The sequence below is a fragment of the Psychroserpens sp. Hel_I_66 genome (genome assembly GCF_000799465.1).
GTDB lineage: Bacteria > Bacteroidota > Bacteroidia > Flavobacteriales > Flavobacteriaceae > Psychroserpens.
Genome location: NZ_JUGU01000001.1, coordinates 1,759,571 through 1,784,967 on the forward strand (window position 1 = coordinate 1,759,571; position 25,397 = coordinate 1,784,967).

General features: G+C 32.2%; 28 protein-coding genes. 25 read left to right on the forward strand and 3 right to left on the reverse strand.

All coding sequences use genetic code 11. The annotated features are described in order from the left end of the window. Positions 1 to 376 precede the first annotated feature (376 nt). From GQ40_RS07995 to GQ40_RS08055, 13 genes are all read left to right on the forward strand, one after another. On the forward strand, positions 377 to 1,510 hold the full coding sequence (locus GQ40_RS07995) for a tyrosine-type recombinase/integrase (protein WP_047547331.1): 1,134 nt from the start codon (positions 377 to 379) through the stop codon (positions 1,508 to 1,510). A 324-nt stretch (positions 1,511 to 1,834) separates the two neighbouring features. Further along, positions 1,835 to 2,077, forward strand: coding sequence for a helix-turn-helix domain-containing protein (locus GQ40_RS08000; protein ID WP_231565556.1), 243 nt, complete (start codon positions 1,835 to 1,837; stop codon positions 2,075 to 2,077). Positions 2,078 to 2,079: 2 nt separating this feature from the next. Then, a complete protein-coding gene (locus tag GQ40_RS08005) occupies positions 2,080 to 3,312 on the forward strand; it encodes a DNA cytosine methyltransferase (protein WP_047547337.1) in 1,233 nt (410 codons plus the stop codon). After that, complete coding sequence (locus GQ40_RS08010) at positions 3,309 to 5,534, forward strand: sensor histidine kinase (protein ID WP_047547339.1); 2,226 nt, start codon at positions 3,309 to 3,311, stop codon at positions 5,532 to 5,534. The genes GQ40_RS08005 and GQ40_RS08010 overlap by 4 nt, the downstream gene beginning before the upstream one ends. Before the next feature lies 1 nt (position 5,535). Continuing rightward, a complete protein-coding gene (locus GQ40_RS08015; protein WP_156115544.1) occupies positions 5,536 to 6,648 on the forward strand; it encodes a hypothetical protein in 1,113 nt (370 codons plus the stop codon). Between the two features lie 379 nt (positions 6,649 to 7,027). Then, entirely contained in the window at positions 7,028 to 7,783 is a 756-nt protein-coding gene (locus GQ40_RS08020) for a YoaK family protein (RefSeq protein WP_047547343.1), read from the forward strand. A gap of 142 nt (positions 7,784 to 7,925) precedes the next feature. Then, positions 7,926 to 8,570, forward strand: coding sequence for a hypothetical protein (locus GQ40_RS08025; protein WP_047547345.1), 645 nt, complete (start codon positions 7,926 to 7,928; stop codon positions 8,568 to 8,570). Positions 8,571 to 8,727: 157 nt separating this feature from the next. Continuing rightward, the gene (locus GQ40_RS08030; protein WP_231565557.1) at positions 8,728 to 9,159 is read left to right on the forward strand and encodes a hypothetical protein; all 432 of its coding nucleotides are present in this window, start codon (positions 8,728 to 8,730) and stop codon (positions 9,157 to 9,159) included. A 184-nt stretch (positions 9,160 to 9,343) separates the two neighbouring features. After that, positions 9,344 to 9,904: a hypothetical protein gene (locus GQ40_RS08035; RefSeq protein ID WP_047547346.1), complete on the forward strand. Its 561-nt coding sequence runs from the start codon at positions 9,344 to 9,346 to the stop codon at positions 9,902 to 9,904. Positions 9,905 to 10,062: 158 nt separating this feature from the next. Beyond that, positions 10,063 to 10,710, forward strand: coding sequence for a hypothetical protein (locus GQ40_RS08040; protein WP_156115545.1), 648 nt, complete (start codon positions 10,063 to 10,065; stop codon positions 10,708 to 10,710). Positions 10,711 to 10,898: 188 nt separating this feature from the next. Further along, entirely contained in the window at positions 10,899 to 11,345 is a 447-nt protein-coding gene (locus tag GQ40_RS08045; protein ID WP_047547349.1) for a hypothetical protein, read from the forward strand. Positions 11,346 to 11,524: 179 nt separating this feature from the next. Further along, complete coding sequence (locus GQ40_RS08050) at positions 11,525 to 12,085, forward strand: hypothetical protein (RefSeq protein ID WP_047547351.1); 561 nt, start codon at positions 11,525 to 11,527, stop codon at positions 12,083 to 12,085. Between the two features lie 241 nt (positions 12,086 to 12,326). Further along, on the forward strand, positions 12,327 to 12,620 hold the full coding sequence (locus GQ40_RS08055) for a hypothetical protein (RefSeq protein WP_047547353.1): 294 nt from the start codon (positions 12,327 to 12,329) through the stop codon (positions 12,618 to 12,620). 73 nt (positions 12,621 to 12,693) lie between these two features. Here GQ40_RS08055 and GQ40_RS08060 read toward each other — a convergent pair whose 3' ends face one another. The 3 genes from GQ40_RS08060 to GQ40_RS08070 form a co-directional block, all read right to left on the reverse strand. After that, positions 12,694 to 13,665 (reverse strand): IS110 family transposase, encoded by a 972-nt coding sequence (locus tag GQ40_RS08060; RefSeq protein WP_047547355.1) that lies wholly within the window; start codon positions 13,663 to 13,665, stop codon positions 12,694 to 12,696. Positions 13,666 to 14,033: 368 nt separating this feature from the next. Beyond that, positions 14,034 to 14,501 (reverse strand): RES family NAD+ phosphorylase, encoded by a 468-nt coding sequence (locus tag GQ40_RS08065; protein ID WP_047547357.1) that lies wholly within the window; start codon positions 14,499 to 14,501, stop codon positions 14,034 to 14,036. Then, positions 14,501 to 15,010, reverse strand: a complete 510-nt coding sequence (locus GQ40_RS08070; RefSeq protein ID WP_047547359.1) for an antitoxin Xre/MbcA/ParS toxin-binding domain-containing protein — start codon at positions 15,008 to 15,010, stop codon at positions 14,501 to 14,503. The genes GQ40_RS08065 and GQ40_RS08070 overlap by 1 nt, the downstream gene beginning before the upstream one ends. Before the next feature lie 244 nt (positions 15,011 to 15,254). Here GQ40_RS08070 and GQ40_RS08075 point away from each other — a divergent pair, with 244 nt between their 5' ends. The 12 genes from GQ40_RS08075 to GQ40_RS08130 all read left to right on the forward strand — a co-directional run bounded on the left by GQ40_RS08075 (position 15,255) and on the right by GQ40_RS08130 (position 25,271). Then, positions 15,255 to 15,971, forward strand: a complete 717-nt coding sequence (locus tag GQ40_RS08075) for a hypothetical protein (protein WP_047547361.1) — start codon at positions 15,255 to 15,257, stop codon at positions 15,969 to 15,971. Between the two features lie 157 nt (positions 15,972 to 16,128). Then, a complete protein-coding gene (locus GQ40_RS08080; RefSeq protein WP_047547363.1) occupies positions 16,129 to 17,619 on the forward strand; it encodes a hypothetical protein in 1,491 nt (496 codons plus the stop codon). A 374-nt stretch (positions 17,620 to 17,993) separates the two neighbouring features. Then, positions 17,994 to 18,638, forward strand: a complete 645-nt coding sequence (locus GQ40_RS08085) for a hypothetical protein (RefSeq protein ID WP_156115547.1) — start codon at positions 17,994 to 17,996, stop codon at positions 18,636 to 18,638. Between the two features lie 160 nt (positions 18,639 to 18,798). Further along, the gene (locus GQ40_RS17115; RefSeq protein ID WP_081990189.1) at positions 18,799 to 19,410 is read left to right on the forward strand and encodes a hypothetical protein; all 612 of its coding nucleotides are present in this window, start codon (positions 18,799 to 18,801) and stop codon (positions 19,408 to 19,410) included. Positions 19,411 to 19,595: 185 nt separating this feature from the next. Continuing rightward, positions 19,596 to 20,081, forward strand: coding sequence for a TPM domain-containing protein (locus GQ40_RS08095; RefSeq protein ID WP_052184194.1), 486 nt, complete (start codon positions 19,596 to 19,598; stop codon positions 20,079 to 20,081). A 162-nt stretch (positions 20,082 to 20,243) separates the two neighbouring features. Continuing rightward, a complete protein-coding gene (locus tag GQ40_RS08100) occupies positions 20,244 to 20,648 on the forward strand; it encodes a hypothetical protein (RefSeq protein ID WP_047547369.1) in 405 nt (134 codons plus the stop codon). A 159-nt stretch (positions 20,649 to 20,807) separates the two neighbouring features. Continuing rightward, the gene (locus GQ40_RS17120) at positions 20,808 to 22,022 is read left to right on the forward strand and encodes an MFS transporter (RefSeq protein WP_052184195.1); all 1,215 of its coding nucleotides are present in this window, start codon (positions 20,808 to 20,810) and stop codon (positions 22,020 to 22,022) included. 133 nt (positions 22,023 to 22,155) lie between these two features. Then, entirely contained in the window at positions 22,156 to 22,716 is a 561-nt protein-coding gene (locus GQ40_RS08110; RefSeq protein WP_047547346.1) for a hypothetical protein, read from the forward strand. Between the two features lie 163 nt (positions 22,717 to 22,879). After that, entirely contained in the window at positions 22,880 to 23,557 is a 678-nt protein-coding gene (locus GQ40_RS08115) for a hypothetical protein (RefSeq protein ID WP_047547371.1), read from the forward strand. Between the two features lie 145 nt (positions 23,558 to 23,702). Then, entirely contained in the window at positions 23,703 to 24,329 is a 627-nt protein-coding gene (locus tag GQ40_RS08120) for a hypothetical protein (protein ID WP_156115548.1), read from the forward strand. Positions 24,330 to 24,497: 168 nt separating this feature from the next. Next, positions 24,498 to 24,731, forward strand: coding sequence for a hypothetical protein (locus GQ40_RS08125; RefSeq protein ID WP_156115549.1), 234 nt, complete (start codon positions 24,498 to 24,500; stop codon positions 24,729 to 24,731). Positions 24,732 to 24,743: 12 nt separating this feature from the next. Continuing rightward, positions 24,744 to 25,271 (forward strand): hypothetical protein, encoded by a 528-nt coding sequence (locus tag GQ40_RS08130; RefSeq protein ID WP_047547379.1) that lies wholly within the window; start codon positions 24,744 to 24,746, stop codon positions 25,269 to 25,271. Positions 25,272 to 25,397: the final 126 nt, after the last annotated feature.

Sequence of the window (25,397 nt, forward strand, 5' to 3'; positions counted from 1 at the left end):
AGACCTCACCTTTTTTGTTCTTCCAATAATGGGTAAAGAACTTTGGATTAAAGCCCTGTTCCATTAAAATATTTTGCCTTACAATGGCCTTGCCCGCTCTGTTATGCGCTTTGAGCAGCTTTCTGTTTAACCTTAATTGATTGTCGACCCTATTATAAAATCTTTCAGGTTGTTCCTTCTCTCTTTTATACTGATCGGCACTCTTGCATTGTGGATCGCAGTACTTTTTGTCGATTCTTCCCTCAAGTCGCCTCCCACAGTGAAGGCATTTCTCCTGTAATCTCATCATTTATTAACTTAGCGGTATATTATGCGAAAGATATTCGAATAAGGTACGCCTTTTATTTTTCCAAATCTTATTTTTGGTATCCTCAGTATGAAACCTAGAGTACAAATAACGCTTACACCCCTTCAGCACAACAACCTTAGGTTAGTTGCGATTCACTTTGGCGCCAACGACAATGTGAAAAATCACGTTATGGCCTTCGATGACGTGCGCTATAGCAAAACCTATAGTACCTTCTATACGGTTTATCACGAAAATGTAATTAATGAGCTTTTCGACCATTTCAGGGATAAGGGCTGGTACGTAGATTATTCGGGTTTTAAGTCAAATACTTCTAAAAGCAATAAAAAAATAGAATTTAAGGACAACTATAAGCTACCGTCCTTAAATATGGAAAAACTAAAAGAACTTGAGGGATTCAAGAAATGGCTCCAGCAAAAGCGGTTCAGTCAAAACACGGTACATACTTATGTCGAGGTAACAGGTCTTTTCCTGCGTTATCTCGAATCCAAAGACATCGCCTCATTATCAACAAGAAGTATCGAACAGTTCAACTACGACTTTATTTTCAAGACGAAAAAATCGGTCTCCTATCAAAACCAATGCATCAGTGGCATTAAACACTACTTCGGTTTTAAGGGCTTAACGACTGAGGGTATTGAGATAGAGAGACCGAAAAAGGATAAAAAACTGCCAACCGTGCTGAGCAAGGGTGAGGTCAGGGCAATTTTGGATGTTACCACAAACCTAAAGCACAGAACATTACTGAGCTTGGTATATTCCGCGGGTCTTAGAATTGGTGAGGCACTGAAGCTGAGACCGAATGACATTGATACCGCACGAGGGCTTATAAAGGTAAAGTCCGCAAAGGGTCGAAAAGACAGATATACACTCCTAGCCCCTAGCCTGGTTCCTTTACTGGAATCCTATATAGCACATTATAGACCGAACAGTTTCCTTTTCGAGGGGCGAAGCGAAGAGGCCTATACTCAGGTGAGCGCAAGACAGGTATTCAAAAAGGCTCTGAGTATGGCGGAAATTACGAAATATGCTACCTTGCACACTCTAAGGCACAGCTTTGCTACGCATTTATTGGAGAGCGGGACGGATATAAGATATATTCAGGAACTCTTGGGGCACAATAGTCCCAAAACAACTATGATCTATACCCATGTATCGTCTACAAACCTAAGTGAAATAAAAAATCCTTTCGAAAATCTATAAAATATATTTATGTTGGATAACGAAATATTGATGTGAACTATATGGATGTGAAAAATTGGCAAAAACCATCGTTATACCTCCAATTTGGTTTATTATGGAACATTCAATAACGCATATAAACAAGTTGTGCATAATGCGAAAATCGAGCTGAAATTCAACATTTGAACTAAAAATGCCAACCGCACAGTCAAGCACATTTCATTTTTTTTCGTGCCTCAAAAAATAAAAAGAGCTTGCCTTTTCCCAACGCTGAATAATTGGATTTGAGACGATAGTTATCTATTGAGGTACAAAAATTGGTTAAATCGTAACTATTGTTTACTTTTGAGAAACCAACTCAATGCAAATATTATGACTTTTCTTGGTAAGTATCTTACTAACAAATCGATAAACAAAGCTGAAGTTTCTAGAAAAACTGGAATTAGCAAGTCGAGACTTAGTAATCTCAGCAATAAAGAAAACGCTAATCTCAAAGCGGAGGAATTATATCTTATATCTAAAGCAATTGATGCTGACTCAAATGAAATTCTCGAAAAAGTTTATGGGCATTTAAAACTGAATAAATAATTATGGGAAATTTCAATTTCATAGATTTATTTTCAGGTGCAGGTGGCTTATCTGAAGGTTTTATAAAGGCTGGTTTCAAACCTATTGCTCACGTAGAAATAGACAAAAAAGCTTGTGACACTTTAGAAACTCGTTTGATATATCATAAATTAAATTCTGAAAATAAAACAGAAAAATATTACGATTATATTTCCGAAAAAATGACCAGAGAAGAGTTTATAAAAAACTTTGGCAATTCTGAACTTTCCGATTCTGTTATAAATATTCCAATTGGCGGAGATAACAACAAAATCATTTTTAAAAAAATAGATGAACTAGCCAATGGAAAACAAATTGACTTAATTGTCGGTGGACCACCTTGTCAAGCCTACTCTCTTGTCGGAAGGTCAAGAGACAAAGATGGTATGAAGAACGACCCTCGAAATTTTCTCTATAAAGAATACGCAAAATTCCTTAAAAAGTACGAACCAAAAGTATTTGTCTTTGAGAATGTTATGGGATTAATAACTGCCGAAAAAGGAAGTTATTTTAAAAATATGCAAGCATATTTTAAACGTATTGGTTATGAATTAGATTATACAATTCAAAAATCGGAGCATTTCGGAGTGTTACAAAAAAGAAGAAGAATTATTTTAATAGGTTGGCAAAAAGGCACAGATTTTAAATACCCAAAATTTGACAAACTCAACGAGAAATTTACTATAAGTCAAATTCTATCCGATTTAAAAAAACTAAAACCTGGAGACCAAAAAAATGTCACAAATTATGCTAAACCTACAACAGTATATCTTGAAAGATTTGAATTAAGAAATGGAGTTGACTTTGTAACTCAACATATAGCTAGACCTCACAATGAAAGAGATTTAAACATTTACAAAATTGCAATAAACAAGTGGTTGAAAAAATCAGAACGATTAAAGTATCCTGATTTACCGACTGAACTCAAAACTCATAAAAACGAAAAATCATTTATTGACAGATACAAAGTTGTCGACATTAATGGGCTTTCTCACACAATGGTTGCTCATATAGCAAAAGATGGTCATCATTATATCTACCCAGACAATAGGCAAATAAGGTCAATTTCAGTCAGAGAAGCTGCAAGGATTCAATCATTTCCAGACGACTTCTTTTTTGAAGGTGGCAGAAGTGCTGCTTTTAGACAAATAGGAAATGCAGTCCCACCTTTGATGGCAAAAGAAATTGCAAAACAAATTAAAGCACAGCTACAATGAGTGATACAACTTACAAAATAAGACCAGCAGCTAGATTAATTCACACCATTGGAAGTGATTTAATTGGCGATTCCTATGCTGCATTGGTTGAACTCGTTAAAAACTCTTATGACGCAGATGCAACTAACGTTGACATAGTATTTAAATATGCAGAAATAGAAAAAGAAAACGCCTTGTTTATATCCATAAGAGATAATGGTCACGGAATGGATTTTGACACAGTTATAAATAAATGGCTTGTTCCAGCAACTAATGACAAACTCAATAGAAAAATTAGTAAAAATGGAACAAGAATTCTTCAAGGAAGAAAAGGTATTGGTCGATTTGCTGCTTCAATTCTAGGACAAGAAATGACACTTTCGACTGTTGATGAAAATGGAGAAAAATCAGAGACTGTTATCGATTGGAGAATTTTCAAAACAGATGATTATTTAGAAAATATAGAAATTCTTGTTGATAAGAACAAAACAAACGAGCCATCTGGCACAGAAATACTAATTATCGCCAAAGATGAGAAGTATGAAGAAATAATTTTAAATGATGAAGGATTAGAGGAAACTGTTGAAAAAATTGATTCTAAATTATCCTATTGGAATAGAGACACTTTAGAACAGTTAATTAATGAATTACGAAAACTCATTTCACCTTTTGAAGAATCAATTGATGATGAATTTAAAATTAATTTATCGTTTGAAAACTCACCATTTCCAGAAATAGATGAGAACATAAAAATTGATACTTACCCAATTATTCAATTTTACGATTACCGTATTTCAGGAACCATTTCAGAGCAAGGAAAGGCAAATCTTTTATTTGAAAACAATGTAAATCCAGAAGTTCTACAAAAAGAAAAAATTTCTACAACTTTCGAAGTAACCGGCAATAACAAGTATTGTGGTGCAATGAAAGTCGACTTCAGGGTTTTTGATAGAGAGCCAGAAGCAATTGACAATTTGATAAATAAAGGTCTAATAAACCCTGTATCAAAAAATCTAATGGGAAAAAGGCAAGCAAAAAGGTTGCTTGATGAAGTTTATGGTGTTAATGTTTATAAAAACTTTTTCCGAATTAGACCTTATGGAAATGGTGGAATAGATTGGTTGGATTTAGATAAAGATAGAATCCAAAACTTTACTTTAAAAATCAGTAATAATCAAATTGTTGGTTTTGTTACAATACAATCCGAAGAAAAATCTGGACTTGAAGAGAAAAGTGCAAGAGATGGATTAAAAGAAAACGAATATTACTTTGGTTTAAAGGAGCTTGCTCAGAAAGCCTTATTCGAACTAGAAACTAGAAGATTAGCTTATAGAATTAAAAGCGAAAAAAGCAGAGGTAAACAAACCAAAGTACAAGACACCATAAATTCTTTATTCAGTTTAGCAGAAGTTAAGACAACGATAGGAAAAAAGCTTTCAGAATTCAAAATTGATAAAAAAGCGATTGATGAAATTGAAACAATATTAACAAAAGAAGAAGAGAAAAAATTAGAGTTAAAAGAAGAAATTGAAAAAACAATAGCAATTTACCAAGGTCAAGCTACTTTAGGAAAGATTGTTAATTTCATTCTTCACGAGGGTCGTAAACCATTACAGTTTTTTAATTCCGAAACTAAAGTGATGGAACGTTATTTAAAGTTTTATAGAGCAACAAAAGATGAAGAAAACCTAGATGAATTAACACAAAGCATCAATGGTTTTAAAGTAAATAGCAAATTCATTTCAAATCTTTTTAAGAGAATTTCACCTCTTGCAAAGCAAAAACGAGACAAGAAAAGAAACTTCCCTGTAGTTCAAGTTATTAATGAAAGTAAAGATGTTTTTAAATCCCATTTAGAAGATAAGAATATAAAATTCACGGTTATGGGAAACAAGAATATAGAAATATATGGCTGGTCTGAAGACTTATATATCGCTTTGACTAATCTAATTGAAAATAGTGTTTATTGGCTTTCTATCTCTAAGTCCAAAACTAAAGAAATAAAAATTGATGTATTGGAAAATAACAATTCTGTAATTATTGATTATAAGGACTCTGGACCAGGACTATCAAATTTAGAAATAGAATCAAGTGCAATATTTGAGCCTGGTTATTCGAAAAAAATTAATGGGACAGGCTTAGGTTTGGCAATTGCTGGAGAATCTATCGATAGATTAAATGGCGAACTTTCTGCAAGAAAGAGTACAGAAGGAGCCTATTTTCAGATTGAAATCAACAAATAATATGAAGGAACTAAATTTACTAATTGTCGAAGACGATTCAAACGTTATTGCAATATATACTAGAGATATAGACTCTTACAACAAAACAAATTCTGACATTAAAATTGAGTTAACAATTCTTTCGGATAAAGACCAAGCTATTGATATGCTTAAAAATTCCGATAATGTTTTTGACGGAGCTGTTATTGATTTAGATTTAAAACAATCAGGAGGTAGTGACAGTTCAGGAAATGAAGTGATTAGAGAAGTAAAGAACAATTTGAGGTTTCCTGTTTTTGTTATTTCTGGTACATCACACAATATTGACCCATCTCTTAGTGAAGAAACCTCTTTCTTCAAAGTACGCAATAGAGATGATGATTTCGATTTTATTGAAGAAATTGTCGCTATTTACAATACTGGTATTACGGAAATATTAAATCGTAAAGGAACAATAGAAAGCTATATTAATGATATATTTTGGAACCATTTATCCAGTTCATTAGACTTATGGACTGATGACAAAAAAAGGAGTCCTGAAGAAAAACAAAAATCTTTACTTAGATATACTCTATTACACTTGCAAGAATATTTAGAGATTACGGAAGATTCTGAATTTGAAAATTACCATCCCTCTGAAATTTATATTACACCAGTAATAAAACCACACGTATTTACTGGAGATATTGTTCAAAATACTAATGACTCTTTGAATTATGTTGTACTAACACCTTCTTGTGATTTAGCTCAAGGAAAAGCAAAGGATATTTTACTCGTAGCAATTGAACCAATAAAGAATACAATTGCAGGAGAAAAAATTGGGATTCTAAAAAAGGGAAAAGCGGAAAAAGAACAATTGGAAGATGCCGAACAAATTTTACGGAAGCTAATTCACAACGCATATTCGAATAAATATCACTTTTTGCCTAAGTATAAAAATATTGATGGAGGATTAATAAATTTTCAAAAGCTACATTCATTAAGAGTTAAAGATTTTAATGATAATTATGCTAGGGTTGCTTCAATTAACGGCAGTTTTACTAAAGATGTTGTAGCACGATTTTCTTATTATTATTCCAGACAAGGTTCGCCTGATTTTGATTCCAATGAAGTATTTGAATCATTATTTGAATAGCAAAAAGCCAACGCTCAAAGCCATACACATTCGCAATTCGCTACAGCCAACGCTACGCCCAAAATTGCAAAAGAGTATGTCTCGCCAACGCTCACTTCCGAACTAAATAACAAACATCGGAAAACTAAGCTGAACGTGAAAAGCACTATGCACAACAACGTGTATAAAACATAGCTATTACAGGCTTTCCGAGAGGTTTTTGTATATTTACAAAGTACGCCAAATTTTTTATTTGGTTATATTTAGAAAAGAAAATTAAACATAAAAATAAAAAATTCGGCTCGTGCTAAATCCGATAAGTTAGCGACTATTTATACGCTACGTTTCATACACAAGACCGTTGTGTGCAATTTGAAAAACCAAACCAAATGGGAATTAAATGTTTAGACATCAAGGCAAAAGCAGAACTTTAAAACACAATCTGCGAATTGCTACGATATTGTCCTTTGTTGCTGGAATTGTCAATGTGACGGGATTTTTGGCATTTACACAATTGACAACAAATGTAACTGGACATTTTGCTCTTTTTATAAGTGATGTCGCTAATTTTGAGGTTTGGAAAGGAACAATTTATTTTATTTATATTTTTTCTTTTCTCTTTGGTTCTTTTTTTTCAAGTTTCCTAATCGAAAAATTCAAGAAAAATAGAAAACTAAATGTTTTTGTTTTACCAACAATAATTGAATGTGTGATTTTATTATCAATTGCAATCATAAGTAATACAGGAGAAATAAAATATCCTGACTTAATTGTTTGCTCGCTTCTCTTTGCTATGGGACTTCAAAACTCTTTTGTAACTAAAATTTCAAATGCTATCGTAAGGACAACACATCTGACTGGACTGTTTACAGATTTAGGAATTGAACTATCGCAACTCTTTTTCCCTGAATCTCATCCACATAGAGAAAAAATTAAAGCAACTATAAAACTGCGAATTTATATAATATGCTTCTTCTTTTTTGGTGGAATAATTGGCGGATTTCTTTACTCAAGACTTGACTTGAAGTTGAACTCTCTGATTTTTGGAGCGATAATATTATTAATAAGCCTATTTTATGACGATTTGAGATATAGATTAATTAGAACTAAAAGAAAATATAAACAAAGAAAAAAAACTGCACACAACACCGTATAAAAATAATTGCTAAATTAGTGCTTAACCAAAGGTCGTTGCGCTTTTGCTACGTCTGATTTTCCTGCGGAAAATCCTCGCACACAAAACCGCAACTATTCTTATACATAAACGTTGCCCACAATTTGAGAAAAATCGTAAATCAATGAAAATAAGTCTATTAATTGGAATTCTTTTTGGCTCAACTTTATTTGCGTGCGGAAACAAAAATGATGACAGATTTGTTTTCTTCCTTCACAATCGATTTTTAGAAGAACACGAACTGAATGAGTTGCATCCCGAATTTGGGCGGACTGAATATAACGAAATTATTGCTGAATTTAAAAAAGGAGGACTTAAAGTAATATCCGAAAAACGGAATGGAAATGTTAACGCAAGAGAATACGCAATCGGAATCGTAACCCAAATTGACAGTTTAATAAAGAACGAAATAGAACCGAGAAAAATAACTGTGGTTGGAACTTCAAAAGGCGGATATATTGCTCAATACGTTTCGACTTTAGCAAATAATCAAGATTTGAATTTTGTATTTATTGCAAGTTTTAGGAATAGTGATATTCAAAATATACCTGAAATCAATTTTTGCGGAAATATTTTAACGATTTACGAAAAGTCCGACCCATTTGGAGTTTCTTCATTGGAACGAAAGAAAATCTCGAATTGCGAAATAAAACACTTTAAAGAAATCGAACTGAATACAGGAATGGGACACGGATTTTTATTTAAACCATTAAATGAATGGATTGAACCGACAATAAAGTGGGCGAATGGAAATTACAACGTGGAATAAAAACTGTGGGCAACACCGTGTATAATTAATTGCTTGGTTCTAGCCTACTTGCGAAAATTCCTGCGGAATATTCACGGGTTCGTAAATGTTTACTAACTTAGTTGCTTAACCACGCAACTAACCATACACAATCACGTTGTGCAACATTTGACCAAAAATGTTCAATAATAGAACAAATTCTAAAAAAACGACCTCAATTATGATAGTTGAAATTGCAAAATGGGTTGTGATACTTTTCGGAATTTTTATAATTTTCATTGGGTTTGTAATGCTTATTAATCCAATAAAAGCGAGAAATACATTGAGAAAAGCTGGTAGTACAAATTTCATCAATTACGCAGAAATAACACTTCGATTGATTCCAGCAATAGCTTTGATATTATGTTCGGAATTTTCTAAATTCCCTATTGCGTTTAAAGTTTTTGGATGGATAATGCTCATAACATCTCTCATACTTTATATTGTCCCGAGAAAAATACATCACAAATTTTCAATGAAAAGTGCAGATATTCTTAAACCAATTTATTTCCAATTTATCTCGCCTTTTGCATTTTTATTTGGCGGATTATTAATTTATAACGTAACTTGAATTTGAATTCTGAAAAACTGAACGTAAAAAACGTTGCACAACACCGTATATAAACTATGGCTTGGTCAGTCCTCACTTGGAAAATCCTGCGGATTTTCCAAAGCCAGTTTTTATTAGGAAAGATCTGTGCCGAAACACGCCACAGCTCATATACCAAACGTTGTAGCCAATTTAAGAAAACCCTATGGCAATTAACCAATTTATAACTTACATACTACCAAAAAAGGCAATTGAAGCAAAATTTGGAGAGATACCAAGTCAGTTGGAAATTAAACATTCCGAATGGGAAAAGTTTTGGGAAAAATATACTTCATCTGACAAAGAAGATTTGGAACCTGATTTTGAAGATGCGAGAACCATTAATTGGTGGAAAGAAACAAAGATTAATATAACGGAATTAGAAACGGAAATTGACAAAATAATCACTCGTGCAAGTTGGACTGACGACAGAATTTGGAAAAGTGAAAAAGCCGAATTTGACCACGACGTGAGTATTGGATTAAACAATACAAATGAGTTTATAGATGAATTTATGTTTCGCACTGACTTAACCGATATTAATCTGAATTTCCTAAACTCAATGCTAAAAATCTGTAAAGAAAATGACTGGATTTTAATGGACAGAAACGGAAATTTATGCAACCCAAATATTTCGGATTTAAGACAAATAATAAAAGGTTCAGATGCCGACCGATTTTTAAAAAATCCAACTAATTTTTTTGACGAACTGAATAATAATAAATAAAAACTGGCTACAACACAGTGTATAATTAATTGCTTTGGCTAGTGCTTATCTGGAAAATTCCTTCGGAATTTTCTCTGGCAAGCTTTTGTTTACTAAATTAGTTGCTAAACCACGCAACTAACCATACACAAAACGTTGTGCAACATATAAAAAAAACTGTGAATTTCATTAAAAACATTTTCGGAATTAAAAAAAACAAGACTTCAAACGGAGCTTTTTTTAGTGCGACTGAATATGAAATGAAAAACTTTTTCTGCGGAATTGGAAAATCCGATATTCAAGAAAATAAGATATCAATAACCGAATATCCATTTGAACCTTCAATTGCTTATCCTGAAAAAATAATAAGTGCAAGCGAAATCAAATTAATAACTGCGGATTTCGGACTTTGTAGAATATATGTAGATAAAGACATTATTTTCATTTCAGCGGAACAAAAAACGAAGTTGCTAAAGTTTGCGGAAATGAACAAAATAAGACTTACAAAACATAGTTGGAATTGGGATTGGATTTTAGAACCATATCTTGATACTGAATTTACGTCTGACAATGAAAAACGAATTGAAAAGTGTCTAACCGAAGTTGGAATAGACAAAATCGAAACCGAAAAAATTCGTAGCGAAGTTGGAAAACAAATGTATAAATACAACTTCGACACAATGCTTTGGGACTGGTGCAGTTTAGGTTTATATGATGTTTTATCTGCTATGCGAGTAAAATATAATGAAAACGAATTTAGAGAATTTTATAAAAGAGCGATAGAAATAGATAAACGAAATAAAAATACGTTGCACAACACCGTATAAAATTAATTGCTAGTACAAGCCTACTTACGAAAATCCTCGCGGATTTTCTATTCGGTTTGTATTTGCTAAATTCGTTGCTAAATCACGCAACTAATCTTATACAAAACCGTTGTGCATAATGTAAAAAAACATCGTGCAGAGAAAGTAACTTATGAATACCAAAACGAATTAAAGCTGACTAATAGGAATTGAAGAGTAAAGACGGAAAAGCCGAATTTTTAAAAAATGACAAAACCCAACGTTTAATATATGGCGGAATTACTTTGTTATGGATTTTTGGCGGACTGAATATGGTTAAATATAAATATGACTTTAGCCCTTTCTATTTTGATATTCTTTACGCAATAATAATTCCGACAATAATTCTGATTTTGCCAATTCTAATAAATAGACGAATATTTTGGATTGGTGCTTTAGGGTTTTCAATAATGCACACAATTTGGACAATTTATAAAATAGTTTTCGCTGGATTATCAAATTTTCATCGTGACTATGCACCTAATTCAATGTGGAAAATAAAGGATATTTTAGTATCTGTATTTATGATTTTTATATCTTGTTTTATATGTTGGATAATATGGAAAATAAAACCAGAACGCGAAAACACTATGCACAACAATGTATATAAAACATAGCTATTATAGGCTTTCCGAGAGGTTTTCGTGTATTTGTGGAGACCGCCAAATTTTTAAATTTGGCTTTTAGTAAAATAAAGATAAAAAGAAAAATTTAAAAATTCGGCTCGTGTATAATCCGAAACGATAGCGTCTTTTTTAACGCTACGTTTCATATACGGAGACGTTGGCAAACATTTATGAAACGCATATTAAAAATCATCGGAATACTTTTAATTGTATATTTCTTTTTAGCTTATGCTTTTCCGAAATTTATTGCAGTACCATTTGCAGCGTGGAATTCTCAACAAGTATGGAAAGAAGTTGAAAAAGAGCATCTGGAAACTCAACTGGCCGATAATGAAATAATTGGAGTTTACGAATATCAAGCCGAAAATAAAGAAGAAAATCATTCCATTTTTATTGACATAGTTGACAACAAATTAGTTGGATTCTATTTTGGAACTGAAGATGGAAGTGGACACGGTATTTTTCATTACGGAAATCCGCTCTTGAATTTTAAACTGACCGATAAAGAAATTGCGTTTGAAATTGGACAAAGAGAATTATTTGAAACTACACGAAATAAAGTTTACAAAGCGGATGAAAAGCCGAAAAAAGAAATCGCAATCGGAATTTCGAAAAGCCCTTTAAAATATTCTGGACAATTGACTGAATTAGGGTTTGAATTAAATTGCGAATCTGAATTTAACGATTGTTGGGAAAATAAAATGGAATTTAAAAAAGTTTACGATTTATAAAAAACGATTTGCCAACACCGTATATAATTTATTGCTAGTTTTAGCCTACTTACGAAAATCCTCGCGGATTTTCTATTCGGTTTTTATTTGCTAACTTTAGTGCTTAAACCACGCAACAAACCATATACAAAAACGTTGTGAGCAATTAAAAAAAAAGCCTGTGAGAATCAAATATTTTGGGATTTTAATAATATTAGTCGTTGTCACAAGTTGTAATTACATTGACTGTAATTATGAAAAATTGACCAAGAAAGAATACGAGAAAATAGCGGAACTCAATCGGAATGCAAAACGGATTGACTCAATGTATAACGATAAGTGTTTGAAAGGATTTTTTCACGTTTATCTAAAATCAAAATCAACGGATTTAGAAACTGAAAATGAAATTGGCGGAATAATTACGGAATTGAAGAATGAAAATATGAAAAGGGATGTTTGGGTTTTTAATAATCAAGAGATTTTTCTTTATCGATTATTTTATTCCGATTCGAATGATGAAATAATTAAAACGGACTTACAATATCCGAATCAATAAACAAACGGAATAAATTGAGCGGAAAATAACTGCTCACAACAAAGTACTGTGTTAAAAAACAAGTAAAACCCCATTAATTTTTCACCAACACACTTTTATATTCCCTATCATATTTCAACCCTGATTTAGCAACTGCAAAAGCTTGTTTCAACAGCTTGTTACACACCGCTATCAATGCCAGTTTTTTGCTCTTTCCCTTTGCCACTATACGATCATAGATCGCCTTGCATGCCCTGTTATATTTAACCGCACTGAAACTGCACATGAACAATAGGCTCCGCAGCTTCTGGTTGCCCATCTTACTGATCCTGCTGCGCCCGCTCACGCTGCTCCCACTGTTCCTTATTATTGGTGTCAGGCCTGCATAGCTGCAGAGTTCGCTTGCACTTGAAAAACGCTCGAACCCACCAGTGAGGACTATCAGCATGACACCTGTCTTGGTACCGATGCCAGGTATGCTCCTCACGCAGGTCAGTACCTCTTGGTGCGCCCGTTTTACGGCCATGAGCAGTCTTTTCTCCAGTTCCGCCATCTCTTTCTCAATATGTTTTTTGGAGCGGTTCAGGGATGATACCACTGCCCTGCTCGGGTTTCCCAGAACCTCCTCTCCATGCAGTTTGTTCTTTATCATGGTGCACTGCTTTGTGTACACGTCAAGGAGCCTTGCCATCTGCAGGCATTCTGTCTGCTCCCTGGAATTGCCCTTCCAGAGTTTCAGTTCCACCTGTTTTGCATACTCGCAGATGAGTCTGGAATCGCTCTTGTCGGTCTTGACCTTCGAGAGCTTCATCTGTATGAAGCGCTTTACCGCCAATGGGTTCTCCACGGATACTTTAATGCCGGACTCTAGCAGGTGGTAGGCAAGCTGGTAATGGTAGTAGCCCGTGGCCTCCATCACACAGTGGCTGTCACCGTCCAATAGTTTTGCAAACTTTCTGAAGCCAGAGGGATTGTTCTTGAACTGATAGTGGGTCCCTTCAGGATCCGTGACATCGAAGACCAGATGGCTGATGTCAATCCCAAAATATTTGATATCTTTATCCATAAGAAAATGTTTTGTGAAAGGACAATCTACGCGAGTTCCAACGACTTAAAACCGAGGTCCGAAAGGCCTCATAGAACTGTACGGAATCTGTGTAGAAAAGAGAGGGGGTTTTCAATGTTGACGAAGTCCAAAGCTTCTGCGTGTATATTAACCTTATTCCTCTCTTTTGTTCTTTCTGATTTATACTCTAATTTAATGAATTGTAAACTTAAGCCGTGTATAATTAATTGCTTGGTTTTAGCTAATTTACGAAAGTCCTCGCGGACTTTCTATCTGTGTTTTATTTGCTAACTTTAGTGCTTAAAACACGCAACTAATCATACACATCAACGTTGGCAGTAATTACTCAGACCCAACAAACTAGATTATTAACGTTTATCTTTTTTCAGCCTGTCATCAATTGGTAATTCAATAAACTCGACTACTTCAACTCTTCCAAAATCTTTAAATAAAGGATTTAGAATAATATTTGATTCAAGACCGACAATAGTAGATGGCACTCTTAAAGCAAATCTATTTCGATCTTTTGCTAAATCAGTAAAAACCTCTGTTGTTTTAGAAGAATACGGATATTGATTCCATCTTTCGGGAAGTTCTTTTAATTCTTCTATTAAAAACTCGTCTGGAAATTGAATTTTTGCAATTAAAATTTCTTTAGGTAAATATGCTATGTTTTCGGAATGAACATAATATTCTAATAACGCTAATGAAATATTTTCTGAACAATAAACAGCCCTCGTACCAACTGAATTCCATCTTCCGCCAACTTTTTCAGCACCAATTCCTGATAATGTTTTGTCTTTGTATTTTACATTAGCTACTCTATAGACAATCATTAGCTATAAACGTTATATTGAACCCTAATGATTTCGTTTTCTACCATTTCAAAACCAAAACTACTATCAAGTAGCTCAAATGGAACTTTATTGCCGAGAGTTTTCGACGGAGTCATTAACCATTTCTTAAAATCTTCCTTTGAATCAAAGACCTCATAACCTAATCCAAATAATCTAGCTAATTCATAAATACGCTCAGACGTCTCTTTTCCATAAACAGCTTTCTTTTGCATACTACTTATAGATGCAGGAAGTATATGTTCAAACTCTTTTTCAGTAGAATCTGTATATTGAATCAATTGTTTCCAATCTGACTTTTTCACACCTTCTCTAATACGTCCTATTAATTCCATTTTGAACCCAGGAGCATCTTTAGAATGAACAACAACCCAAGATGGTGAAAACTTACTATGTCTTGACCTTACTGGATTTTTTCCTTTTCTAGCAACACTCAATTTTACTGAACCTTGTTTTTTATTTGAGTTCTCTGTTCTTGTCTTACCTTCCATTATTGTATTTTTACGCCTTATCTATTGTAAATATACAATATAATTTAGAACTATTAGAGACTTTAACTAAAATTCATATAGAAAAAGTTGAAAAGGAATAAAAACTACTGCCAACAATGTGTATAATTCATTGCTAGTTATAGCCTCTTACGAAAGTCCTCGCGGACCTTCTATCTGTGATTTATTTGCTAACTTTAGTGCTTAATCACGCAACGAAATCATACACTAGACCGTTAGGCAACATATGACAAAACTCATAGAGAACAATTCAATTCTGAAAAATTTACCTCGTGAATTCAGTAGTTCTGAACTTTTGATTTTTGATTCAATGCGGTTTGCTTTTGAACTTATTGACCACTCATATTCTCAATTGACAAGTGCCTTACTAAAAATATCAAACGATAACCCGAATAGAAATACGCCTGCAATATTTGGATATGCTTGGTCTATAATTGACAATGCTGTCCGTCTAGCAAATATCTGTAAACAACTACCTTGGGAAAATGAATCTGAAATAGTAGGACATTTACACTATTTAAAAGAATTTCGACATACTCATCAACATCTTGACGAAAGAATTAATGAATCTCTTTTAAAAACAGAAACACCCTTTTTCGGAGTTATATCTTGGGTTTATAAATATCCGAATTCAGAGGATTTTGATTTATTTCAGTTGGTAAGTGGAAACGTGATTTTTGGCCCAAACGCAAAACAAACTGTGCCAGATTTGACTAATAGTAATAAAGAACTAAATACTATAAGAATTCATTCTGTTAACCGTAAAGCTGAACTTATTGAAACAGATTTAGATGAAATTATTGATAATCTGAAAAATTTAGCAAATGAATTGGAGCGAAGACTTAAATTATTCTGTGAGGAAAAAAATATATCACCAATCAATTGGAAATCGAGACAAGACATTGTGTTAAGAATTAAACCAGAACGCAAAAAAAAAGAATAAAATACGTTGCCTAACACCGTATAAAAATAATTGCTAAATTAGTGCTTAAACAAAGGTTGTTGCGCTTTTGCTACGTCTGATTTTCCTTCGGAAAATCCTCGCACACAAAACCGCAACTATTCTTATACATAAACGTTACCCGCAAGCTAAAGAAACATTGGAAATACAATTAGAACCATACAAAACGATTAAGAATAAGGATTTTGGAACAGCGGAAATAAAAATAACGCAGGAAGTTTTTGACGACGTTATATTTATAGATAATAAAACAGTTCTGAACTTTAACAATTGTCGATTTCAAAAGCTAATTATTATCAACGAAAATGCAATTGACTTCAAAAATATATCTTTAAACTTTTCATCCTGCCAAATTCAAGATATTCAAATAGGCAAAATAAACACCGAACAAATTTCATTTCATTTCGGCGGTTCTATAATTAGCGGGAATATTAATAACAATTTAATTAAAAATATTTCAATTAATAATTGCATTACGCCTTCTCTATTTTTACAATATCAAAAACGAATCGATATATCTTACACGGAAGAAAATATATTTTTAAGTAAATGGAAAACTTTACTTAAAGGCTCTGATGTAAAGTCAATAGATACTTTGTTAAGTCTGAAACAGTCAATTTACGTTAATCACTCAAAAAAAATAAATTTCCGCTTTAACCACAGCAAAGAAGAAGAATCAGGAGTTTACTGTACACTAAACGAACAAATAACGGAATATAAGACTCGATATTTTTTAACAAACGGGGAAAAGAAAAAACTAAATATAAATTTGAGCATAGATTTTTCCAAGGTAATTGATGAACAGCTAAAGATTGAAAATTGCATTTTAAATTCTCTATCATTAAGAGGTTCTGCCAATGAAAAAATTTCCATTGAAAATACTGAAATAAGCAATCTTTACATTAGAGATTTTAGCTCTGAATCTGAAATGTTACTTTATAATATTTCGCCTTACTCAATTGATTCTAAAGTTGAAGTCCATAAATCTAATATGGACAACAGTTGGTTCGATAACATTGATTTCAATGGCTATAAAACATTATCATTTTATAGAACACGTTTTGCTAAAGCAACTTTTACAAGCTGTAATTTTCCAAAGGATAGTTTAAGTTTTGAAAAGTTTATGACGTTAGAAAACATACATTACCCTGAAAAAAAACCACAAAACTATTATAAAGACCAATATGAAACGTTTCTTCAATTGAGGAAATCTTTAGAAGGTTCTGGGAATTATTTTGAGGCACAAAAACTTGGTGCTATTTCAAAAGATTCTTTGAAAAGGATTTCAAGTTTACCGAAATCTGATAATTTTATCCTTGGTTTGAACAGTATTTCAAACAATCACGGATTATCAATTAAAAGACCTCTTTTTGGACTTTTTATCTTCTCAATACTCTTCTACGTTTTATATCTTTTAAGTATTGGTAGAATTTTTAAGTCCACAGAAGTTGACTGGAATTTAGTCGGACATTATTTTTCATTCTTGGATTTAACTCACAGAAAGGATTTTTTAATATCTAAATCGGAATATACATTTTGGACTTTGTTTCTCGATTTTGGAAATAAAATAATTGTAGGCTTTTTTGTATTTCAATTTATTTCAGCATTTAGAAAGTATGTGAGGAAATAAAGCCAGCGGGTAACAACGTATATAAAAAATAGCGCGAGTCTTTGCTAACACAAAGGTTCGGGCATTTTTAGGAGGTCGCCAAATTTTTAAATTTGACAAATCCCAAAAATAAAATAATTAGTAAAATTTAAAAATTCGGCTTGTGTTTAATCTGAAAAGTTATCGCTTATTTTCAGCGCTACTTTTCATATACAAACCGTTAGCAGTAATATAAAAAACATATGACCAACAATCTTATAAACCTTTCAGAAAAAGATTTAAATAAAAATATTTATAGAATTTATCCTTTATTTCGAATTTTAGAATTACTTGAAACCAAACAAAATGTACTTGTAAAAACAGAGGAATGGGAAGACCCATTTGAAAACTTTATTTTGAAATCTACAGGAAAGTTGCCAAGTGGAGAACTTTTCACGGTTAATTCTAGAAATAAATATTACGGACAATGTTGGAGTTTAAAAAAAGAAAGCGATGCTATGTGGAGAATATACTCTCAACACATTAAAGATTCTAAAACTAAAGAATTAATAATAGATAATATAGGCATCAAAGTTAAGTCAACTATAGGGAAAATTTTTGAGGACTTGTTTGAAACACAAGAAAATCATATAAATCCATACAACAGAAAACCTTATAACCTATTTACTTTCGCAGGAAAAGTTCAATATAAAAAGAAACAAAAGTTAGTAGAACTTTTAAATAATGCTTCTGAATACTTACTAGATGGCACTGGAAAAGGACAAGCAGAAACACTAATGTTAAAAAGATTAGCTTTTACTCACGAAAAAGAAGTTCGTTTTGTTTTTCATAATACAAATGGTAAAACGACAGACAAAGTTTTTAAATATAAGATTAACCCAAATGAATCGTTTGAAGAAATTGTTGTTGACCCGAGAATCCCAAAGGAAACCTATTTGAAAATTAAAGAACAATTAAAAGAAAAAGGGTTTGAAAATAAGATAATTCAATCTGGATTATATAAAATAGAAAATTTTGTATTTGAAACAGATTTGAAATAAAATACTACTGCTAACACCGTATATAATTTATTGCTAGTTCTAGCCTACTTACGAAAGTCCTCGCGGACTTTCTATTCGGTTTTTATTTGCTAAATTACGTGTTTAACCACGCAACAAACCATATACAAACACGTTGTACACCATTTAAGAAAAACCGAAATTGAACCAAGAAATCAAAATATCACGCTCAAATTTAATTGCGAAATGCGACCAATATCTGAATGGAGAACTTAAAAAATCGGATTTGGAAAATTACGCATCGGATTTGATTGGAAAAGATTTTTTCGATTGGGATGATGAAATTATTTCTGACATCATTTTTCAATGGGATAGTCCAGAAATTAATTTTCCGATAAATAAGAAAAATATTGAATTGTGGAAACACCAATTAGAAACGGAAGAAAACCTTTTAGCGGATTATAATTTGTGGAATGTACATATTGATAGACAAAAAGAAATTTGCGAAAAATATCATTCCAAGTGGAATCCGATAAATAAAAAATTAAAGATTGGATTTGGTTCTAACTTAAATACTGACCCAATTCACGGAATAAGACATCCGCAAGAAAAAGGAACAACTGGTTGGTATATTTGGACAGGAGAATATTCGGAATCCGATAATTTTTTTAAACCAATTTGTGCTGAACATTTACTTCAAATACGACCGGATTTAATTAAATATTTCGGACTTGATATTGGATATCGTTTCTTAATTGACAAAAAAGGATACGAAGATGTTTGGTACGATGAAAAATTAATATTAACCGAATAAAAAACGGTGTACAACACAGTATATAAGCTATGGCTTGGTCAGTCCACACTTGGAAAATCCTGCGGATTTTCCAAAGCCAGTTTTTATCAGGAAAGGTCTGTGCCGAGACACGCCACAGCTCATATACATAAACGTTGTAAACAATACGAAAAATGACATTTCGGAACATAATAATAATTTTAATTTTGACTTTCTTCTCTTGTAAAACTGCAAAAGTTGAAACCAAAATTGAACAACCAAAAACGGAAATAAATGCGTCTGAATTTCCTCAACAAATAGGTTTTATAAATGACTTTGAAAAAATATTCACGGAAGATGATATTAAATTTTTAGAAAATGCTCTTTTGTATTACAAAGAAAACTCTAATAGAGAAATCGCAATAATTACAATCGAATCTGTACCAGAAAATACGGAATTTTACCAATACGCTATCAGAATGTCGGACAATTGGAATGTCGGAAAAAATAATGACGGAAACGGACTAACTGTTGTGTTGAGTAAAAAATTAAGAAAAGTAAGAATATCAACAACCGAAAAAACTCGAAACTATTTGACAGATGAATTTTGCCAAAAAGTAATCGATGAAAATATGATTCCTGAATTTAAAAAAGGAAATTATAACGATGGAATTTTACTCGGAATAAATGAATTAATAAGAAAATGGATATAAAGTACTGTTTACAACACCGTATAAAAATAATTGCGGTTTAGTGCTTAATCAAAGGTCGTTGCGTGTTTGTAACGTCTGATTTTCCTTCGGAAAATCCTCGCATACAAATCCGCAACTATTCTTATACATCAACGTTGTAATTAATTTACGAAAAAAACCAAGATGGAGAAAAATCACAATAATTTGAATCTTTTTAAAATTGAAATAGATTCAAGGAATATGATTGGAATTTTGGAAAAAACTCTTTATTATGAGAAAGAAGACTTTCTTGGAGAATTGGAAGAATTTGAAATTCCTCTGGAAAATATTAAGAAAATAAAATACGCTGAAAAGAAAGTTGACAAAGGAAAAACTAAAAGTAATTTAATTGGAGACTTTTTACTTACTATTTTGGATTCTGGAGCTCATCCAACCACGATTGAATACAAAAAACCGACAATAACGATTGAATATTTGTCAAAAGATAAGAGAGGAACTAAATATCTAAAAATTGAAAACAAACACTTGACAAAAGATATTTATGAAAACCTAAAAAAGAAAGTTGAATCTGAAAAAGAAAAAAACTAATTACAACACCGTGTAAAAAAAATTGCTGGTAAAAGCCTATTTACGAAAATCCTCGCGGATATTCTTGGTTCGTGTTTTATTTACAAACTCTATTGCTTAAACCACGCAACTTTTCTTACACAACAACGTTGTAGGTAATTTGCCAACCCAAGAAACTGAATGGAAAAAATTCAAAATCAGAAACACACAAAAGAAACTTTTTACTACTCTTTATCAAGAATGTTCGAAAGAGCATCTTATTATGGTTTCAGAGCTTTAGTGATTCTGTATATGACAGGAGAAATCCTGAAAATGGACAGAACTGAAGCGTTAAGTATCTATGGCTGGTTTGCAGGTTCAATGGTTTTTTCTCAAATTATCGGAGGACTTTTTGGAGACTTACTTATTGGAAATAAAAAAGCCATAATAATTGGTGGAATTATTCAAGCAATCGGAGCTTTTAGTTTGTGTATACCTTCGACAACTGGTCTTTATTTAGGGTTATTTCTTGTCGTTTTAGGTAGCGGATTTTTCACACCAAATATCCTTTCAAATTTTGGGAAATCATATTTGAACAAAACTAAATTGTTGGATTCAGGATTTACAATCTTTTATCTCGCAATAAATTTAGGCTCATTTCTTGGAATTTCATTAATTGGTTATTCTGGAGAAAAATTTGGCTACAATATTGGGTTTATATTATCTGGTATACTTATGTTATTGTCAATTGTTCCGATCATTATTTCAAAAGAAATTAATTTAGAAGAATTTGAAAAAAGCGATATATCAATAAGCAAAAGAATTTTAAACATTCTAATTGCTTTTATTGTGGTTGGACTATTTTGGGGTATTTACGAAATATCAAATATTCGGATTTTTGACTTACAAATGCAATTCAGCGAAATTTCAGCGTGGAATATCTCTAAAAGTATGTGGCAAACTATTGGTTCCATTTTCACTCTTCCTATTTCATTAGTTGCAATTGTTCTTTGGACTTTTTTCTACAGTTCTCAATTTTTTAAATTAATGGTTGGTTTTATTTTTGGAGCAATATCACTTGGAATATTATTTCTAATTCCAGAAATCCCAACAGAAAATCATACAATTACATATTTAATTTCATTGGTTTTTCTCGGAATTTCGGAAATTCATATTGCACCAATAATTCATTCGATTTTGACAAAATATGCAAATCCAAAATACTTGGCAATTCTAATGAGTTTAGCATTTTTACCGACAAGATTAATTTCTTTAATTTTTGGTCTGTTTAACGACAAATTATATGACAATCCACTGTTAGGACTGAAAATTGGAATAGCAGGAATGACAGTTGTTGGAATTGGACTGATTGGATATGTATGGTGGAATAAAAAAACTACCTACAACACAGTATAAAATTAATTGCTAGTACAAGCTTACTTACGAAAATCCTCGCGGATTTTCTATTCGGTTTGTATTTGCTAAATTAGGTGCTTAAACACGCAACTAATCTTATACATAAACGTTGTAGCCAATTTAAGAAAACCCTATGGCAATTAACCAATTTATAACTTACATACTACCAAAAAAGGCAATTGAAGCAAAATTTGGAGAGATACCAAGTCAGTTGGAAATTAAACATTCCGAATGGGAAAAGTTTTGGGAAAAATATACTTCATCTGACAAAGAAGATTTGGAACCTGATTTTGAAGATGCGAGAACCATTAATTGGTGGAAAGAAACAAAGATTAATATAACGGAATTAGAAACGGAAATTGACAAAATAATCACTCGTGCAAGTTGGACTGACGACAGAATTTGGAAAAGTGAAAAAGCCGAATTTGACCACGACGTGAGTATTGGATTAAACAATACAAATGAGTTTATAGATGAATTTATGTTTCGCACTGACTTAACCGATATTAATCTGAATTTCCTAAACTCAATGCTAAAAATCTGTAAAGAAAATGACTGGATTTTAATGGACAGAAACGGAAATTTATGCAACCCAAATATTTCGGATTTAAGACAAATAATAAAAGGTTCAGATGCCGACCGATTTTTAAAAAATCCAACTAATTTTTTTGACGAACTGAATAATAATAAATAAAAACTGGCTACAACACAGTGTATAATTAATTGCTTTGGCTAGTGCTTATCTGGAAAATTCCTTCGGAATTTTCTCTGGCAAGCTTTTGTTTACTAAATTAGTTGCTAAACCACGCAACTAACCATACACAAAACGTTACCTGCAAGCTGAAAAAACATTGAGAATGCCAAAAAACATTATACTTCTGATTTTAATTTTTATAATTTCAAGCTGCTCTGCACAAGAAAATTTAAAAGACTTTTATTATCCGTTTTCCAATAAAACAGAAACCAAAGTTTACAAATATGTAGATAAAAACGACTCGACAAAAATTGAGTATTGGAAAGTGATATCAATTCCAGAAACGAATGAATTGAAAACAATTTCTTATGATTCTGATTTCAATATTTATAACACTTTCGACGAAGTTATAACAGAAACCGGAGCTGAATTAACTGCTTATTCTGACTTTGAATTGAATGACAATGGAGACAGAAAAGAAATCAAAGCCAAAGTAATAGATAAAGATGTTTACAAGTGGAATGGAAATAATGAATACACTTATTCTGTTAAGTATGTAAATAAATATGGTCGCTTTGATTTTAAAAAGAAAAGAGCTAAATCTGGACTTGAAAATATTACTGTAAACGGAAAGAAATACCGAGCAGTAAAGTTTAGAGATGACTATTTAATCAATGCAATTGACCAAAACGATGAATATGGATTTTACCAAAATACGTTTTATGCTGAAAATATTGGTATGGTAAAATATGAACGACATATTCCTAATAAAGTAATCGAATTGGAATTAGTCGAAATCCTAACTGAAGTGAAATTTAAAGAAATAAAAGCCAGCAGGTAACACCGTGTATAATTAATTGCTAGGTCACTGCCGACTTACGAACATTCCTTTGGAATATTCTATCTGTGATTTATTTGCTAAATTAGTGGCTTAACCACGCAACTAACCATACACCGAACCGTTACCACCAATTAAAACCACTCAAGTGAAATTCTACTGCAAAAAGTGCAAAAACGAAATAAATGAGCTGAATTTATCTGAAGAACAGAAATTTGAGGTTATTGGAATGGTTAAGCAAGACCTAAATCTGTTTGCTATTAAAAAACTAATTGACGATTTCGGATTTAGTCATAAAGAAGCCAAAATAATAGTAACACATCTGAATGCGGAAAACGGAAAATGTCAGCGATGTGATTTTGACGAGCTGGAAAGCCAAAACACTGAATGCCCGAAATGCGGAGCCTTTAACTATAATCTTGATGAACCGATTTATAACAATGATTTTTGCACGCATTTGGAATGGAAACTTCATTTTGAAAATTTAGGAATCGAAAGTGTAAAAAGGTTTTGGTGCGACGGAGTTGACCCAATTCCGTTTGACTTAAAATCACTATCAAAAGATAACATAAAGAAAAACAAATCGATATTGACTCGTGCTTGGATTGGAGAAGATGGACAAGGAGTTTATGAAATCGAAATAAAACTTGGAAAAAAAGCAGTTGAGAATTATTTAAACGGATTGAGTTTAATAGACTGCATTCCTGAAAAAGAAAATACAGATTGGATTAAAATTCAGCCTGAACTTAATAAAATTCAGGTTGAACTTAAATAAAAATAACTGGTGGTAACACCGTGTATAATTAATTGCTTGGCCACTGCCGACTTAAGAACATTCCTGCGGAATATTCTATCTGTGATTTATTTGCTAAATTAGTTGCTTAACCACGCAACTAACCATACACAAGCACGTTGTGCAACATTTGAAAAACATATAGACAATATGAAAATATACCTTTCAAAATCTCATTCTGATGATGACGATTTTTTTCCTGACCAAGGAAAATCAGGAATTATCTTTTCATCAAAAGATGATATTTTAAAATTATGTGATTTTTTTGAGACGGTCAAAAATCATATCGAAAATAATGATAATTGTCATATGCATTTTAGAGATAGTTTTCCTGAATGGCAAAAAGAAAAACATATTGATTTAGAAATTAACTTGGCTGAATAATTCTGAAAAAATATGTTTACACCAATTATAAGAATCGTTCTTGTTATATTTAGCCTAATAGCAGCTGCATACTTTTACTCAAAAGAGGATTTTACCAATATGTCAATGATGCTAATTGCGGGCGGACTTTTCATTTATGGATATTTTAAATACGGAACTGTGTATGCTGCTTTCCAGCAAATGAAAAAGGAAAACATAAATAAAGCCGAAGAACTAATTTCAAAAATTAAGAATCCAGAAAAACTGACTAAAGGACACAAAAGCTATTATTATTTTACAACTGGAATTATTGCTTTAGAGAAAAAGGAATATAAAAAAAGTCATTCTGACTTGACTCAAGCTCTGAATATAGGTTTAAGAACTGAAAATGATAAATCTATTGTATTGTTGAATTTAGCGAATATTGAACTTTTAAGAAAAGATTTTAATAAGGCGACTGAATATATTAAAAAAGTTAGAGAACTTAATTTAAAACCATTAGTTGAGTCAGAAACTAACCGAATTGAAAAAGAAATAAACGTTGCACAACACAGTATATAAGCTATGGCTTGGTCAGTCCACACTTGGAAAATCCTGCGGATTTTCCAAAGCCAGTTTTTATTTGGCGAGGTTCGTGCTTTAACACGCCACAGCTCATATACATAAACGTTGTGCAACATTTGACCA

Bases quoted from the DNA above. Each gene is read 5' to 3' on its own strand.
- GQ40_RS08050 (WP_047547351.1), top strand. From the start codon at position 11,525: ATGAAACGCATATTAAAAATCATCGGAATACTTTTAATTGTATATTTC.
- GQ40_RS17120 (WP_052184195.1), top strand. From the start codon at position 20,808: ATGGAAAAAATTCAAAATCAGAAACACACAAAAGAAACTTTTTACTAC.
- GQ40_RS08110 (WP_047547346.1), top strand. From the start codon at position 22,156: ATGGCAATTAACCAATTTATAACTTACATACTACCAAAAAAGGCAATT.
- GQ40_RS08060 (WP_047547355.1), bottom strand. From the start codon at position 13,665: ATGGATAAAGATATCAAATATTTTGGGATTGACATCAGCCATCTGGTC.
- GQ40_RS08025 (WP_047547345.1), top strand. From the start codon at position 7,926: ATGAAAATAAGTCTATTAATTGGAATTCTTTTTGGCTCAACTTTATTT.
- GQ40_RS08010 (WP_047547339.1), top strand. From the start codon at position 3,309: ATGAGTGATACAACTTACAAAATAAGACCAGCAGCTAGATTAATTCAC.
- GQ40_RS08070 (WP_047547359.1), bottom strand. From the start codon at position 15,010: ATGGAAGGTAAGACAAGAACAGAGAACTCAAATAAAAAACAAGGTTCA.
- GQ40_RS08015 (WP_156115544.1), top strand. From the start codon at position 5,536: ATGAAGGAACTAAATTTACTAATTGTCGAAGACGATTCAAACGTTATT.
- GQ40_RS08125 (WP_156115549.1), top strand. From the start codon at position 24,498: ATGAAAATATACCTTTCAAAATCTCATTCTGATGATGACGATTTTTTT.
- GQ40_RS08005 (WP_047547337.1), top strand. From the start codon at position 2,080: ATGGGAAATTTCAATTTCATAGATTTATTTTCAGGTGCAGGTGGCTTA.
- GQ40_RS08065 (WP_047547357.1), bottom strand. From the start codon at position 14,501: ATGATTGTCTATAGAGTAGCTAATGTAAAATACAAAGACAAAACATTA.
- GQ40_RS08020 (WP_047547343.1), top strand. From the start codon at position 7,028: ATGTTTAGACATCAAGGCAAAAGCAGAACTTTAAAACACAATCTGCGA.
- GQ40_RS08075 (WP_047547361.1), top strand. From the start codon at position 15,255: ATGACAAAACTCATAGAGAACAATTCAATTCTGAAAAATTTACCTCGT.
- GQ40_RS08115 (WP_047547371.1), top strand. From the start codon at position 22,880: ATGCCAAAAAACATTATACTTCTGATTTTAATTTTTATAATTTCAAGC.
- GQ40_RS08130 (WP_047547379.1), top strand. From the start codon at position 24,744: ATGTTTACACCAATTATAAGAATCGTTCTTGTTATATTTAGCCTAATA.
- GQ40_RS07995 (WP_047547331.1), top strand. From the start codon at position 377: ATGAAACCTAGAGTACAAATAACGCTTACACCCCTTCAGCACAACAAC.
- GQ40_RS08030 (WP_231565557.1), top strand. From the start codon at position 8,728: ATGTTCAATAATAGAACAAATTCTAAAAAAACGACCTCAATTATGATA.
- GQ40_RS08035 (WP_047547346.1), top strand. From the start codon at position 9,344: ATGGCAATTAACCAATTTATAACTTACATACTACCAAAAAAGGCAATT.
- GQ40_RS08100 (WP_047547369.1), top strand. From the start codon at position 20,244: ATGGAGAAAAATCACAATAATTTGAATCTTTTTAAAATTGAAATAGAT.